Here is a 13,147-nt window from a genome sequence, read left to right on the forward strand (position 1 = left end):
AAGACCCCTTTTCGGAGTTTTTAGCTCTTCGCAGTTAATAGACACTGCTTATTCAAGGTCCTGCCGACCTTTTTCTTCTGATCAAACTTATGTAGCCCTGATATAATCAATTGATGAATGATTTGTTCGAGAGTCCATCCTAAACGGACAAAATCATGAAGAAATGGACTTGCTTTTGTCATTCCTGGAATAGGGTTCATTTCAGAAAGCCAAAAATTTCCTTCATCATCTAAAAAGAAATCAACTCTACATGAACCTTGCCCTTGAATAACACGATAAACACATTCTGTTAACTCCTTTACTCTTATTTTAGATTCTTCAGAGAGATCCAAATCGTATTGTATTTGAGCGCTTGCTCTACCATTTAATCCGTACTTTTCTTCATAACTAATAAATCTTTTCTCACCACAACGTTCATGTGGTTCAGAAATATAGTAACAGCTACTAGAGTCTCCGAGACAAGATACTTCAATTTCGCGAGATCCTAAACGACTTTCTTCAATAAAAATATCTGTATCATACAGGAAAGCTTCAGATATTTTTGCTTTTAGTTCTTCTTCATTATGCACTTCAAAAATTCCGATACTCGATCCCAAATGTGCGGTTTTAACAAACATAGGAAAAGTAAAAGCCTCTGCAATCTTATGCATACATAACTCCGGCGTTCTTTTCCAGGCATGTAAAGTCAATGGCTGATAAGGAACCACGGGGACACCCACAGAAGCTGCAAGACGTTTTGTCATAATCTTATCCATAGTGACTGAGGAAAAGAGCAAAGAGGGCCCGGCATAGGGCTTATTGATAATTTCTAAAAATCCTTGAAGCGTGCCGTCCTCTCCAAAAGGGCCATGTAATATTGGGAGGATAAAATCTAAATGTATAAGAGCCTCTGTTATCTCTGAAGACAAGACGTGATCACCTTTCCCTTCATAATCTTCACATTCAATAGTAGAGACCTTTGACCATAATCCCTGACGATCGATAATAAAGTATTGCACATCGTAGTATTCAGGAGACAAATACCGAACGACATTTCTCGCAGACAATAAAGAAATATCGTGTTCGCAAGACTTCCCTCCACAGACTACTCCAACAGAAAGCTTCTTAGGTTCAAAATCCTTTAAAGCGTTGCCTACGGTATAAATATTTCCAGCTCCTAACGATATACAAACATCATGAACACGTATTTCTTGTTGCAGATATGCGATAATGTTGTCATAAGGAACATAGCTACAATGTACATGAGAGGATAAGGAAATAGTCTCTGCTAATTTCTCAGGAGAAGGTAAATCTAATGAAGTTTCTCCAGAACTGTAGATGTCAGTAAGAATCACCTCATCAGCATCTTGAAAAGCTTTATAAAAATCTTCCAGACAATATTGCAATCTAGAAAATCTATGTGGTTGACATATCGCAACTATACGACGCAAGCCAACAGCATCTCGTAATCCTCTTAGAGTGCAAGAGATTTCAGAAGGATGGTGTGCATAGTCTTCAAAGAATAAGAATTTCTCTGAAGTGTTCTTTCTTTCCATACGTCTTTGAACACCAGAAAAGTTCTTAAGAGCCTCCCGAATACTTTCCTCATCAATGCCCAAAGTTAATGCTATACCTATAGCTACAGCAGCGTTTGCAATATTGTGCTTGCCGATAAGGTTAAGATCTATGTCTAAGTAATCTTTCCCTAAGAAAGACAGAGAAAATAGCGAGCGCCAGCCATCCTGATAATAGGAATGTATACGTAAGTTACAATCTTGAGAAAATCCATAAGATGTTCCCGAGATTCTTCCTTTAAGTTCTTGGCAATCGCCATTATAAAAACATAAACGCGGATTTTCAACCTTACGAGTGAATTCTTCAATTGTTAAAGCAAGCTTCTCCTTACTCCCTTCAAAATTACTAAGATGTTCATTATCTAAATTGGTTACGACAGCAACTTTAGGAAGATAGTGTTTTAAAGAGCCATCGCTTTCATCAGCTTCAGCTATAAAGTACTCTGAACTTCCTGCATAACCATTCAAAGATAGAGAATTCAACCCTCCAATAGCATAGGAAGGATCCTTTTTTGCTGTTTGAAAAATGGCTGTGATTAACGAAGATACTGTAGTTTTTCCATGACTCCCTGAAACTAAAATACTTGTTTGTTCTTGCATCAAAAAAGCTAGAAGTTCAGAACGATGGAGTATGGGTAACTGTTTCCTTACAGCTTCTAAATATTCTATGTTATCCTTAGTAATCCCCGATCCATAAACGATAGTGCAATCTTCAGGAATATGATTTTTATTATGCCCTTGTAAATACCGTGCCCCTTTGGCCACAAGCTTATCGACAATGTCTCCTCGATTTAAATCACTTCCTGATACGGAATATCCCCGGTCTAATAAAATATGAGCTAGTGCACTCATTCCTATTCCACCAATACCTATAAAATGATAATGGATTTTCCTATCCATAGATTACCCTATAAACATTCACATATAAATTGATAAAAAGACTTAGAAGATTTGTTTTGATAATAAGCTCGCAAAGCTTCTCGCCTATTTTTAATAGTTTTAGAATCCAGAGCAAGCAAAATATTTTTAGTTAAAACTGCTTTAGAAAGCTGTTTTTCAAGGATCATTGATCCTCCTCCTATCTTATAGACAAGGAATTTTGCATTTTCTTCCTGATGTCGATAAGCTCCCGGATATGGGATAAGTATAGAAGGACTTTGTGCCCACAACAACTCATCTATAATCGTAGCTCCAGCACGACTAATTACAAGATCTGATGAAAGTAAGACGCTAAGCATGTCGTGCTCAAAGGGTTTTACACAAAAGGACACACCACCACGACTATAGACATGCTGTATGGAAACTATATCACCTTTTGGTCCTGCAACATGATGAACATACATATTTGGGTAATCCTTGGCAACATCAACAAGTGCCGGTGGGACATTATCATTTAATGTCTTTGCTCCTAGAGATCCTCCCACAACACAAATCGTTGGAGAATGGGAAGTTAGGCGTTCTACAATAGGATTAAAAGAAGAAAAAGCTCTTTTTGGTAATGAAATCTCTTGAGCCGGACATGCAAATTTCTTAATTACAGGCGAGAAAGATACACCTACACCCTTTGCAAAACGTGAAAATAACTTATTTACCTTGCCTGGCACAACATTTTGCTCGTGTAAAAATATAGGGATTTTCTTTTTCAACGCTGCCATCAATACCGGCAAAGAGTGATAACTACCGAAACCTACAACAACATCAGGATCAAAAATAAGGAGTTCTTTTTTTGCCTTTTTATATCCTGCATATAGGGAACATGCTCTCCGTATAGCAGTGATAGGTCTCGCAAATGTCGGCAATCCTGAGGGAATTTCTTTATACAGTATCTGCTGTTCTCCAAGGCTTGGGTGATTATCTAAACCCTTACCCAGAAGAAGAACATCCACACCTTCTCTACAAAATGCTTCTCTTGTTGCGAGAGCGGGGACGATATGTCCTCCCGACCCTCCGACAGCTAAAGCTATTTTGTTGATTTTCTTCATCACACACCCTTAACAGCAATGTAACACCACACATATTAGCAATCAGAGAGGACCCTCCCTGACTAAAAAAAGGGAGATTCACTCCTTTACTCGGCAATAATCCTGACACAACGCCCAAATTCATAAAAGCCTGCATGCCAATAATTACCGTTACGGCTATAGCTAAAGAAGCTCCTTCTAAAGAAGAGGCTCGAATAGCAATTACGTAACCACCGTAAACAAAATACATATACAACAAAATCAAAAGCAGCATACCCAAGAAGCCAAATTCTTCCGCGTATATTGCAGCGATATAGTCATTTTGTGCTTCTGGAAGATAGGTAAGCTTTTGCAGGCTAGCTCCTGGGCCCTTACCAAATAATCCCCCTGACCCTGCGGCTATTTTTGCTTGATATGGCTGATGTCCTCGACCTTTAATGTCTAATTCTGGATGAAGATAAACATCTAAACGATGTCGCACATAAGGCATTCTATAAGCAAGAGCACCGCCAACAACAAGAATACATAACAACGGAAGTAACCAATAACGCAAACGTACAGCTGTCATAATAAAGACAGGGATCAAAGAAAAAGCTATTACAGCTGCGGAACCGTTGTCAGGCTCTATAGCAATAAAGAAAATAGGAAGAAACAGTGTAGTAGTGAGCTTAAGAAACAGTTTGAAATTTTCTCGATATTGAGGGCGAAATACAAGATATTCTATAGCTACACAGGGAACAAGATATTTTACAAACTCTGAGGGCTGCAAAGTAAGTTGTCCTATACCTAACCACCGCTTTGCTCCATTCCTACACACCCCTACGCCAGGAATCAAAACAGCTATAAGCGCGCATCCTGCTATGAACAATAACGTGGGGCTCATTTTTAGAAAATCTTTCCAACCGGTTATATAAACTAAAGTAGAAAGACCTAATCCTAATCCTAAGTAGGTAATCTGACGGATTAAAGCCTTATGGGTACTACAAGGAAGCGAACGATCGAGAATTTCTGCAGAGGAAGTATCAAAAACCATGACTAGACCCAGGGAAAAAATCCCCAACAAACAAGAAACTATAAACCATTTCATATTAGGCCTAGAGAGAAACTACCGTATACGCAACTGATCCCCAGGTCTTAGTTTACGAGCTTTTTGTTCGTCAAGATCATTCATTTTTAATAAATCTTCAAGACGAATTCGATTACGTAACGCTATAGTCCAAGGGCTATCTCCTTCTTGGACAGTATAAAAATCCTCAGCACTCGCCACTTTCACTTGAGGATTCTTAGTTGTTTCTTGCTTATCATATATAGGTACTTTCAATACTTGACCTATCTTCAATTGTGTAGAAGATAGATCATTGATCTGCATAAGCACAGCTACAGTTGTATGATTTGCCTTAGCAATACGTTCCAAGAAGTCTCCCTTCTTGACAACAACCGTTGCGTAAACTTCCTTCTTAGGAGTTTCTTTAGCAACTTGCATGTTTGGTTCTAGAGGTGTAGGACTTGCAACTGGCACAGGAGAAGTTGTTTGAGGAACATTAGGTGTTGGATGAACTTTGACAACCACAGACTTATTTTCTGCAAATTGCACAGCTAATTCTTCTTTAGAAACACGCTGTGGAACCGCTTCTACGACAGGCTTTTCGATCTTCTCGACTTTTTCTTGTACTTTTTCTGCAGGAGGAGGGACAAATTCAACAAGTTTCGCAGGCAAGGGAGGGCATAATACATCTGCGTTCTTCTTATCTGCATGCTTTGCTGTAGTAAAGAGCACTAGCACCAAAACAGCATTCACTAAAGTTGCGATTATAATCGTATCTCTACGGTTCATATCTCTAATGCCTCCATCTCACCTACTAATTGCTTAAAGCAATCTCCTCTTTCCTCGAAGCTCCGAAATTGATCAAAACTTGCACATCCAGGAGATAATAAAATTACGTCACCAGGCTGTGCTATACTCTGGGCTACATTGACCGCTTCTTGTAGATCTCGAGCTTGCGTTAAAGGAAGACTACTACTAGATAAAGCTTGGGCAATCTCTGTCCGACACTCCCCCATAGCCACAACATGTTTTACAGTTTGAGTAAGGGCTGGAATCAAAGAAGCAAAGTTACTCCCTTTGTTTCTTCCCCCCAAAATAACAATAATGTTTTCTTTTACAGCTATTAGAGCCTTTTCTACTGAGCTCATAGTTGTAGCCTTACTATCGTTGATATAGCGCACGCCATCTTTTTCTCCCAGATATTCTATCCTATGGAGAGGTTTATCAAACGTAAGAACAGCCTGTAAAAACGACTCCAAAGGAATTCTAATCACTTCATTAGCTAAAGCGTAGCCAGCGCAATAATTATTCCTATCATGCAAGTATAATGGTTTTAATGCACTCCCTTTATCTAAAACTAAATTGATTTCTCTAGTAGAATCTAGATAGGATTTCCCAAAAGAAACACCATCGCCAACCCATAAAGATTCAGGAGATTGCAAACATTTAACAATATTACTTTTTGCTTCGCTATAGGCTTGTAGGGTGTAATGATAATCTAAATGGTTTTCTGAAATATTTAAAATAGTAGCTGCTGAAAGCACAGGGATCTCTATTTCTTGTTCCGCCAATTGAAACGAGCTAATTTCCACAACACGGATACCTTTCTGATACATTGCTTGAAGTATGGGGAAACCAATATTTCCCATAGCACAAGCAGACATCCCAATAGAACGCAGGAGATGGACTAAAAACAACACTGTTGTGGTTTTCCCTGCTGACCCTGTAACTCCAATGGAAGGATAACGATGAAATTCAGGATCTTGAAACGCTAACTGTATGTCAGTAACAATAGGAATCCCTCTACGTTTTGCTTCTACTATAAAAGGGTTTGAGGTTTTGATCCCTGGGGAACGTATAAATAGGTCTATATCTTCGGGGAATTCTTCGGCGATATCTAAATAACGTTCACAAAAGAAGTGGCAAGAATTTAGAGCCTCCAAAGATCCATCGATACCAATAACGTAATCTCCTCGATTACGGAGAAACTCTGCTGCAGATTTTCCTGTAACACCTGATCCCAAGACTAAGACACGTCGATTATTCACAAATTATCTCCATAATGCTGCGATGATCCCTAAAACCATACAGAAAAATCCTGCCATCCAAAAACGCTGGACCACTTGAGTTTCTGAGATACCTTTATACTCGTAGTGATGATGTAGTGGGGAGCATAGAAAAATACGTGTTTTCCTTAACCGACAACTAGCAATTTGTAAAATTACTGACCCTGCTTCTGCAACAAAAACCCCCCCGAGTACAATCAATAGTAATTCCGCACGAAGCATAACAGCACAGCTGCCCAAAACGCCTCCTATCAATAAGGATCCTGTATCTCCCATGAAAACCTGTGCTGGAGAACAATTGTATTTTAGAAAAGCCAGACTTACTCCTAGCAATGCAGCTAATAGCATAGAGATATCAGTCGCGAGAGGTATTGTAGTGCTTGAAACAGCAACAACCAGCAAACCAAAAGCACACATACACGTGGTGCCTGTTGCCAAACCGTCAAGACCATCAGTAAGATTTACTGCATTACCGGTTCCTACGATAGCTAGTACTGCTAGAATAAAATAAAAAAACTGCCCTAAAACAGAATTCCCGAAAGAAACAGATCCGAAAAAAGGAACTCTTAAAGTGTAAAATAGAGAAGTACCTTTATATATAAACATCACTGCCGTAGTGATCACTACGGATATAAAAAGCTGCAAAACAAATTTCTGTTTTGCTGAGATTCCATGTCCTTTCTTTTTTCTCTTTTTCACTATATCATCGTACCACCCTAGGCTGCTCCAACTGATTATCAAAAACACAAATAACCATGTTGAGAGTTTCCCTAAGGGCAACCAAAAAAAAATTGTTGATAACAAAACGATAACGAAAAGAATGCCTCCAGCTGTAGGTGTATGTTTTTTATCCTGATGAAGAACTTCTAATTTTTCACAGTATTCTTTTTGTACTTGATCATAATGATTGCGTTTCTTCAGCCAACGTATCACGGGCTTACCTAAGAAGATCCCGAGAATAAATGCCAGAGCAAATACTGTTAACAGAAAAAAAATCAAAGATTCATGAAGATAAAATCCAGAATTCATAAGTAAAGTATTGAAAATTAAAAACAGCTCAATAGAGATTCTAAAGCTAAAGATCGTGATCCTTTTAGCAAGACAATATCCCCTTGCTGGACGACTTTCTTTAAAATCTCTTCTATTCCCTGAGCAGATGGGTAGAAAGAAACTTCACAAGTGCCGTGTTTTAATAGATGCCGAATAGGCAACCACTTTTCGCCAATAAAGAAAATAATACTGGCTTTAGATAAAGCTTTATTAGCAACCACCGTATGGCCTTCCTCAGAATAATTTCCTAATTCTGCCATATGGCCTAAGATAAGTATTACTTTCCCTCCTTCTGAAGGATTAGGAATCGCATCCAAAGCAGCAATCATCGCCTCTGGACAAGCATTGTATGCATCATTGATTATTTGAATACCATTACGAACACTTTGCTCAAAACGCATAGGAGGAAGCTGTAAATCACAACAGGAATGAATAATTCTATCTACAGGGACATCAAGCAGCCATGCTAAAGACAGAGAAATTAACAAATTACTGTAAGCTGGCTTGTATGGGAATGCTACAGCGAAATCTATATCCCCCTCAGGAGTACTTATAACTACGCTATCCTTACGAATAGCCTTGTAATAAAAATCAGCTGTCTCATCATAAAAAGCAAAAGAAAACTTCTCAGCAGACACAGACTGTTTTATGAAGTGAGAATACCAAGGAGAGTCTTTAGGAAGAAGTTGCACACGACTATTGCGTAAAATATGGCTTTTTTCTGCAGCAATGCCTTGCACACCCTGATCTGGGAAATTCATAACATGTTGATCTGCTATATTAGTAATCACAGCAACCTCAGGTTCTACTATAGAGAGTAAATCCTGCATGTTCTTTGGTTCAGAAACTCCCATTTCTAAAATGACAAAATCTTCGTCTCCGTCTGCCATCAGCAAACTTAAAGGGACTGTAAGTTGGGAATTATAGCTTTTAGGGCTAGCATACACCCGGTACACGGAAGAAAGAAACGTTTTAGCGAAAGCTTTAGTAGTTGTCTTCCCTATGGAACCGGTAATCCCTACAATTGTTCCTTGAAATAAGTGACTTTGACTTTCTCCAGCTTCTTTTAAAGCTTCTGTAGTGTCACTAACAACTATTAATTCTAAACCAAAGGAATCTCCTTGGTAATCTTTAGAAACAACGGCGGCTACGGCTCCAGATTGCGCCGCCTGTTTGAGAAAACGATGACCATCCGTACACTGTCCAGAAAGAGCGAAAAATAAATCGCCTGGTCGCACCTGTCGACTATCAATGGCAACCCCAGAAATCTTTTTCCCAGACCTTGGGTATTTTACATTGGATAACATTAAGGTTACCCAATCTTCTAATAAGATAGATCGCATTCCTTGGCCTTTCTTCTCTTATTAAACATATACTCTTCAAGCAAATGTGCTCTAACGAGCATACCGTTTACAAGTTCTTAGGATTAAGCTTTGGAGCATTTCAAATATTCTGTTCGTTAATATAAATAAATATACTACATGAATGCAAGCAACGTTGTAAGGTGCTGGTAAGATTTCCTACTGACTATAAAATCCTATTTCGCTTAAACTAGGGTTTCCTTTCGCTTTCTTGGTGGCATAGCCAAGCGGTAAGGCCGAGGCCTGCAAAGCCTCTATCCCCGGTTCGATTCCGGGTGCCACCTTTCTTTTTACCTTTTTTATCTAATGTATTGTGCACTAAAAAGCGACTTGGTAGTGTGAGTTTTCCTTAAGGTTTCTCCTGGAGACTATCAATGTTAGACAAGGAAAATTCCCTTTACGATACAGATAAAACACTTTTCCATGGTATAGATAAAGTCTTTCATTCTATCAAGGATCATTATGGTCCTCTAACCTCATCTCGCTCTTTCTTTAAGAATCAGGGCTATCTTGTCCTATCTCGCATAACTCTCGTGGATCCCTATGAAAACATTGGTGTGGATTTTGCCAAAGCTATGGCTAAGCAAATCCATAAGAAATATCTTGATGGTGTAACAACTAGTATCATTTTACTTTATACTCTTCTCAAGGAAAGCTACTTTTTTTTAGATCAAGGGTTATCGCTTTACAAACTATGCTTTGCTTTAAGAAAAATGAAAGAAAAGCTTTTAACATCTTTGAAAAAGCACGCTTGGCCTTTAAAAGATGGTAATAAAGCCAAAGGCGTTGTTTTCTCTGCTCTTCCAGATTTAACGATTGCCACAGAAATGGCTGAGGCTTTTTCATCTGTAGGTTCTGATGGAGTTATATCATTATCACAACTTGAGATGTCTCATATTCAGATCACGCAAGGATTAAAAGTCCCTTGTGGCTATATTTTCCCTTACTTCATTTCTCAATCTACACAGAGGATAATCATACTTTCACAACCTCGTGTTTTCGTTACTGACAAAAAAATTACTACCGTCCTCTGTTTCCTTCCTCTATTACAAGAGTTACGTGAAAATGGAGAACATCTACTGATTTTTTGTAACGGCATAGATCCGGATGTCCTTTCTACATTCACTGTGAATAAACTTGAAGATCTCCTAGAAATTGTTGTTGTTGATTTGAGTAGATACCCTGATCTTGACCCTACCTTGTCTGAGGATATCACCTTATTCACAGGAACGAATGTGTTCTCTCAGGATTTTTCTCCAACAATACAGTTGCCCGAGCGTGTATCTTTAGGATCATGTGCTTCTATAAAAATTTCCGAAGAAGAAACAATAATCATTCGTGGGCATAGTGTTTCTGAAGTTTTAGCATTAAAAATACATCAACTCGAAGAAGAAATTCGCACGAGCTCCTGTCAGGAGAAAAAAACTATGTTAATCAAGAGAAAGCAGCGCTTACAGAGTTCCGTTGCTATAGTCCCTGTACGCGAAGAAAATAAACTTTTCTATTCTTTAGCCCTTTCCACATTAACTGCTGCCGTAAACAAAGGCTATATTCCTGGTGGAGGTGCTGGTCTATTTTATGCTTCTTTAGATCTGTGTGATAAGGAAGAACTCTCAGAAGAAGAACAAGCCGCCATTAAGATTTTACAAATGTGTTGTCGAGCTCCTTTAGAACAACTAATCAGGAATATGAAAATAGAAAGCCAGGTCGTTCTAGATAAACTGTTATCTCTATCAACACCTAGTTTAGGGATGAATGTCATTTCTCAACAAATAGAAGATCTTATTGCCTCAGGCATTCTAGATCCTCTATCCAAAATAGCGGATATTTTCTCCTTAGCCTTGGAAACAGGATTGAAAATACTGTCCTCAAAAGTAATCATTACCAATGCCAACAAGTAAATTATTCTTTCTTATCTTTTCTTTATGAAAACAGTTCGTCTGATACACTGAAAAGCCTAAAATTTTAGCCCCTTCCTATAAGATCTGCAAATAAAGCTGTTAATAAGAAAATCCCGACTCAGTACTATAAGTCCATTTTAGTACTGATTCCGGAAATATTTTAGAATGAGAACACTGTTTCCCATTTTTTTCGGAGATAAAAATTGTACTATTGTATTGCCTTTCTTAGTAAGAAAGAACTTGAATAGTTGAAGATCCGTAAAAGATCTTAAGAATAGTTAGATAGAGAAAACAGGAATGCTTTTTTATCAGCTGATTGAGCTGATAAATTACGCCAGCCTTTTGGGGAACAGGTGATATGTATAATAAACCTTCACAAGCTCATCGTATTATTCATATCTCTGATGTGCATTTTTGTGTTTTCCCTAAAAATCCATTAACCTGTTTCAATAAGAGATTTAAAGGAGCGTTACGCCAAGTATTTGGCGGTGTAACCTTTCAGTCTGCAACCATAGCAAAACGTTTTCCTGATTTAGCTGTAAAACTGCAAGCCGATAGTATTTGTATTACTGGTGACTTTTCTCTTACAGCTTTAGATACAGAATTTCTACTAGCTCAAGACTTTGTGAATACCCTATCACAAAATGCCTCTGTGTATGTACTTCCTGGGAATCATGACGTTTATACGCAAAAAGCATTGAATCAGCAGACCTTCTATTACTACTTCCCTAATGTACAATTACAAAACGAACAAATTTCCTTTAACAAACTCACGGATCATTGGTGGTTAGTCTTACTGGATTGTTCGTGTTTAAACGGATGGTTTTCTGCAAATGGCATGATAAAATCATCACAAATTTCTGTTTTAGAGAACTTTATCCTCAGTCTTCCTCCGCAGGAAAACATTATCATTGCCAATCACTATCCTCTCTTACCTACAAAAGACCCTTCTCATGATCTAATTAATCATCTGCTTTTACAACATGTTTTGAAAAAGTATCCTAATGTACGTTTATACCTTCATGGCCATAATCATCAGGCTGCTGTCTATAACTTCAAAGATCACGCACCAAATATGATTTTAAACAGTGGCTCTGTCTCGTTACCTTCTAATGCTCGTTTTCACATTATAGACCTATATCCTCAAGGATACCACGTATATACTGCAGCGATAACAAATCTCTTAAATACGCAAGAGCCTCTAGAAGTCTCTATAGAAGCCAATTTAGAGTCTTGGTAATTTTTCAAGCAAACGACAAAATTAAAAATACAAGAAACTGTGTAGAATAGCTACACACCTTCTTCACAAATTTTTTCTGCAATGGCACGAAATACCTCCGGAGTATTGGGTATTTCGCAGTGAGAAAGATCACGGGTGGATTCAGGCATAGCTATAAGCTTTTCAATCCAAACTTGCCTCTTCTTTTGTTCTTCGAGAACTAAAGCTTGATCCCGTAGTTTTTTCAGCAACTCTGCTTCCGCAGATAGCTCTTTTATTTTTTTTGTTCCCATACCACGGAATCTAAGAAAATCGTACTTTTTACACAATAGAACTTCTTATAATCAGAAGCTACTTGGAAACACGAGATTCATAACTTCCTGTACGTGTGTCTATTTTAACAACTTCACCTTCTTCTATGAAAATGGGGACCATAATTTTTGCTCCAGTATTTGTTACTGCAGGTTTTAATACTCTTCCCGAAGCTGTATCTCCACGCACACCTGGTGCCGTTTCAGCAATAGTAAGTTCCATAAAAATTGGAGGTTCTACAGCAATAACATTACCGTTGTATAAAACCAATGTATAGATAGTATCTTCTAATAACCACTGACGGATATTTTCTATTTTGTCCCAGAAGATGACTTCTTGCTCGAATGTTTCATCATCCATGAAGGTAGCACCTTCTTGATCTGAATACAGGAAACGCATCTGTTGTTCTCGCACATCTGCAGTTTCTACCGATTCTCCAGATTTAAACGTCCTTTCAATGACTCTTCCTGTAAGAAAATTTTTCACCTTGATCCTATTAAAGGCTTGGCCTTTTCCTGGTTTTACAAAGTCATTTTGCAAAATCAAATAGGGTTGACCATCTATTTCTATTCTTAATCCTACACGAAATTCACTAGTGCTTACACGAACCATGTGGCCTTTTATCCTTAAAATTCTCTTATTTATGTTATCTAGGATTTTCTCCTTTGTCCAGAAGAAT

11 protein-coding genes and 1 tRNA gene are annotated in these 13,147 nt (G+C 38.2%); 3 read left to right on the forward strand and 9 right to left on the reverse strand.

The features are described from left to right. Positions 1-20 precede the first annotated feature (20 nt). Genes E1N70_RS01185 through E1N70_RS01215 form a run of 7 tightly spaced genes read right to left on the reverse strand, consistent with a single transcriptional unit; the run spans position 21 to position 9,018 of the window. Positions 21-2,453, reverse strand: coding sequence for a bifunctional UDP-N-acetylmuramate--L-alanine ligase/D-alanine--D-alanine ligase (locus E1N70_RS01185; protein WP_131743757.1), 2,433 nt, complete (start codon positions 2,451-2,453; stop codon positions 21-23). Between the two features lie 8 nt (positions 2,454-2,461). Further along, on the reverse strand, positions 2,462-3,538 hold the full coding sequence (gene murG, locus E1N70_RS01190; RefSeq protein ID WP_131743758.1) for an undecaprenyldiphospho-muramoylpentapeptide beta-N-acetylglucosaminyltransferase: 1,077 nt from the start codon (positions 3,536-3,538) through the stop codon (positions 2,462-2,464). Further along, the gene (gene ftsW, locus E1N70_RS01195) at positions 3,447-4,601 is read right to left on the reverse strand and encodes a putative lipid II flippase FtsW (RefSeq protein ID WP_131743759.1); all 1,155 of its coding nucleotides are present in this window, start codon (positions 4,599-4,601) and stop codon (positions 3,447-3,449) included. The genes murG and ftsW overlap by 92 nt, the downstream gene beginning before the upstream one ends. A gap of 18 nt (positions 4,602-4,619) precedes the next feature. Beyond that, positions 4,620-5,348 carry a LysM peptidoglycan-binding domain-containing protein gene (locus E1N70_RS01200; RefSeq protein ID WP_131743760.1) on the reverse strand — a complete coding sequence of 243 codons (729 nt, stop codon included), beginning with the start codon at positions 5,346-5,348 and terminating at the stop codon, positions 4,620-4,622. Next, positions 5,345-6,607, reverse strand: a complete 1,263-nt coding sequence (gene murD / locus E1N70_RS01205; RefSeq protein ID WP_131743761.1) for a UDP-N-acetylmuramoyl-L-alanine--D-glutamate ligase — start codon at positions 6,605-6,607, stop codon at positions 5,345-5,347. The genes E1N70_RS01200 and murD overlap by 4 nt, the downstream gene beginning before the upstream one ends. A 3-nt stretch (positions 6,608-6,610) precedes the next feature. Next, on the reverse strand, positions 6,611-7,654 hold the full coding sequence (gene mraY, locus E1N70_RS01210) for a phospho-N-acetylmuramoyl-pentapeptide-transferase (protein WP_131743762.1): 1,044 nt from the start codon (positions 7,652-7,654) through the stop codon (positions 6,611-6,613). 17 nt (positions 7,655-7,671) lie between these two features. Beyond that, positions 7,672-9,018: a UDP-N-acetylmuramoyl-tripeptide--D-alanyl-D-alanine ligase gene (locus E1N70_RS01215; RefSeq protein WP_131743763.1), complete on the reverse strand. Its 1,347-nt coding sequence runs from the start codon at positions 9,016-9,018 to the stop codon at positions 7,672-7,674. 231 nt (positions 9,019-9,249) lie between these two features. Between E1N70_RS01215 and E1N70_RS01220 the strand changes: the two genes are divergently transcribed. The 3 genes from E1N70_RS01220 (at position 9,250) to E1N70_RS01230 (ending at position 12,177) form a co-directional block, all read left to right on the forward strand. Continuing rightward, positions 9,250-9,320: transfer RNA gene (locus E1N70_RS01220), tRNA-Cys, on the forward strand. A gap of 90 nt (positions 9,321-9,410) precedes the next feature. Beyond that, on the forward strand, positions 9,411-10,937 hold the full coding sequence (gene groEL3, locus E1N70_RS01225; protein ID WP_131743764.1) for a variant chaperonin GroEL3: 1,527 nt from the start codon (positions 9,411-9,413) through the stop codon (positions 10,935-10,937). Between the two features lie 358 nt (positions 10,938-11,295). Then, positions 11,296-12,177: a metallophosphoesterase family protein gene (locus E1N70_RS01230; RefSeq protein ID WP_131743765.1), complete on the forward strand. Its 882-nt coding sequence runs from the start codon at positions 11,296-11,298 to the stop codon at positions 12,175-12,177. A gap of 50 nt (positions 12,178-12,227) precedes the next feature. Here the strand turns inward: E1N70_RS01230 and E1N70_RS01235 are convergent, their stop codons facing one another. Both E1N70_RS01235 and efp read right to left on the reverse strand, forming a co-directional pair. After that, positions 12,228-12,449, reverse strand: coding sequence for a hypothetical protein (locus E1N70_RS01235; protein WP_131743766.1), 222 nt, complete (start codon positions 12,447-12,449; stop codon positions 12,228-12,230). 58 nt (positions 12,450-12,507) lie between these two features. After that, the gene (efp, locus tag E1N70_RS01240) at positions 12,508-13,080 is read right to left on the reverse strand and encodes an elongation factor P (RefSeq protein ID WP_131743767.1); all 573 of its coding nucleotides are present in this window, start codon (positions 13,078-13,080) and stop codon (positions 12,508-12,510) included. Positions 13,081-13,147: the final 67 nt, after the last annotated feature.

The organism is Chlamydia buteonis (assembly GCF_900634605.1).
GTDB lineage: Bacteria > Chlamydiota > Chlamydiia > Chlamydiales > Chlamydiaceae > Chlamydia > Chlamydia buteonis.

Excerpts from the sequence above, each read along its gene's own strand:
- E1N70_RS01230 (WP_131743765.1), top strand. The coding sequence starts at position 11,296 with ATGTATAATAAACCTTCACAAGCTCATCGTATTATTCATATCTCTGAT.
- E1N70_RS01200 (WP_131743760.1), bottom strand. The coding sequence starts at position 5,348 with ATGAACCGTAGAGATACGATTATAATCGCAACTTTAGTGAATGCTGTT.
- efp (WP_131743767.1), bottom strand. The coding sequence starts at position 13,080 with ATGGTTCGTGTAAGCACTAGTGAATTTCGTGTAGGATTAAGAATAGAA.
- E1N70_RS01235 (WP_131743766.1), bottom strand. The coding sequence starts at position 12,449 with ATGGGAACAAAAAAAATAAAAGAGCTATCTGCGGAAGCAGAGTTGCTG.
- E1N70_RS01215 (WP_131743763.1), bottom strand. The coding sequence starts at position 9,018 with ATGCGATCTATCTTATTAGAAGATTGGGTAACCTTAATGTTATCCAAT.
- mraY (WP_131743762.1), bottom strand. The coding sequence starts at position 7,654 with ATGAATTCTGGATTTTATCTTCATGAATCTTTGATTTTTTTTCTGTTA.
- ftsW (WP_131743759.1), bottom strand. The coding sequence starts at position 4,601 with ATGAAATGGTTTATAGTTTCTTGTTTGTTGGGGATTTTTTCCCTGGGT.
- groEL3 (WP_131743764.1), top strand. The coding sequence starts at position 9,411 with ATGTTAGACAAGGAAAATTCCCTTTACGATACAGATAAAACACTTTTC.
- E1N70_RS01185 (WP_131743757.1), bottom strand. The coding sequence starts at position 2,453 with ATGGATAGGAAAATCCATTATCATTTTATAGGTATTGGTGGAATAGGA.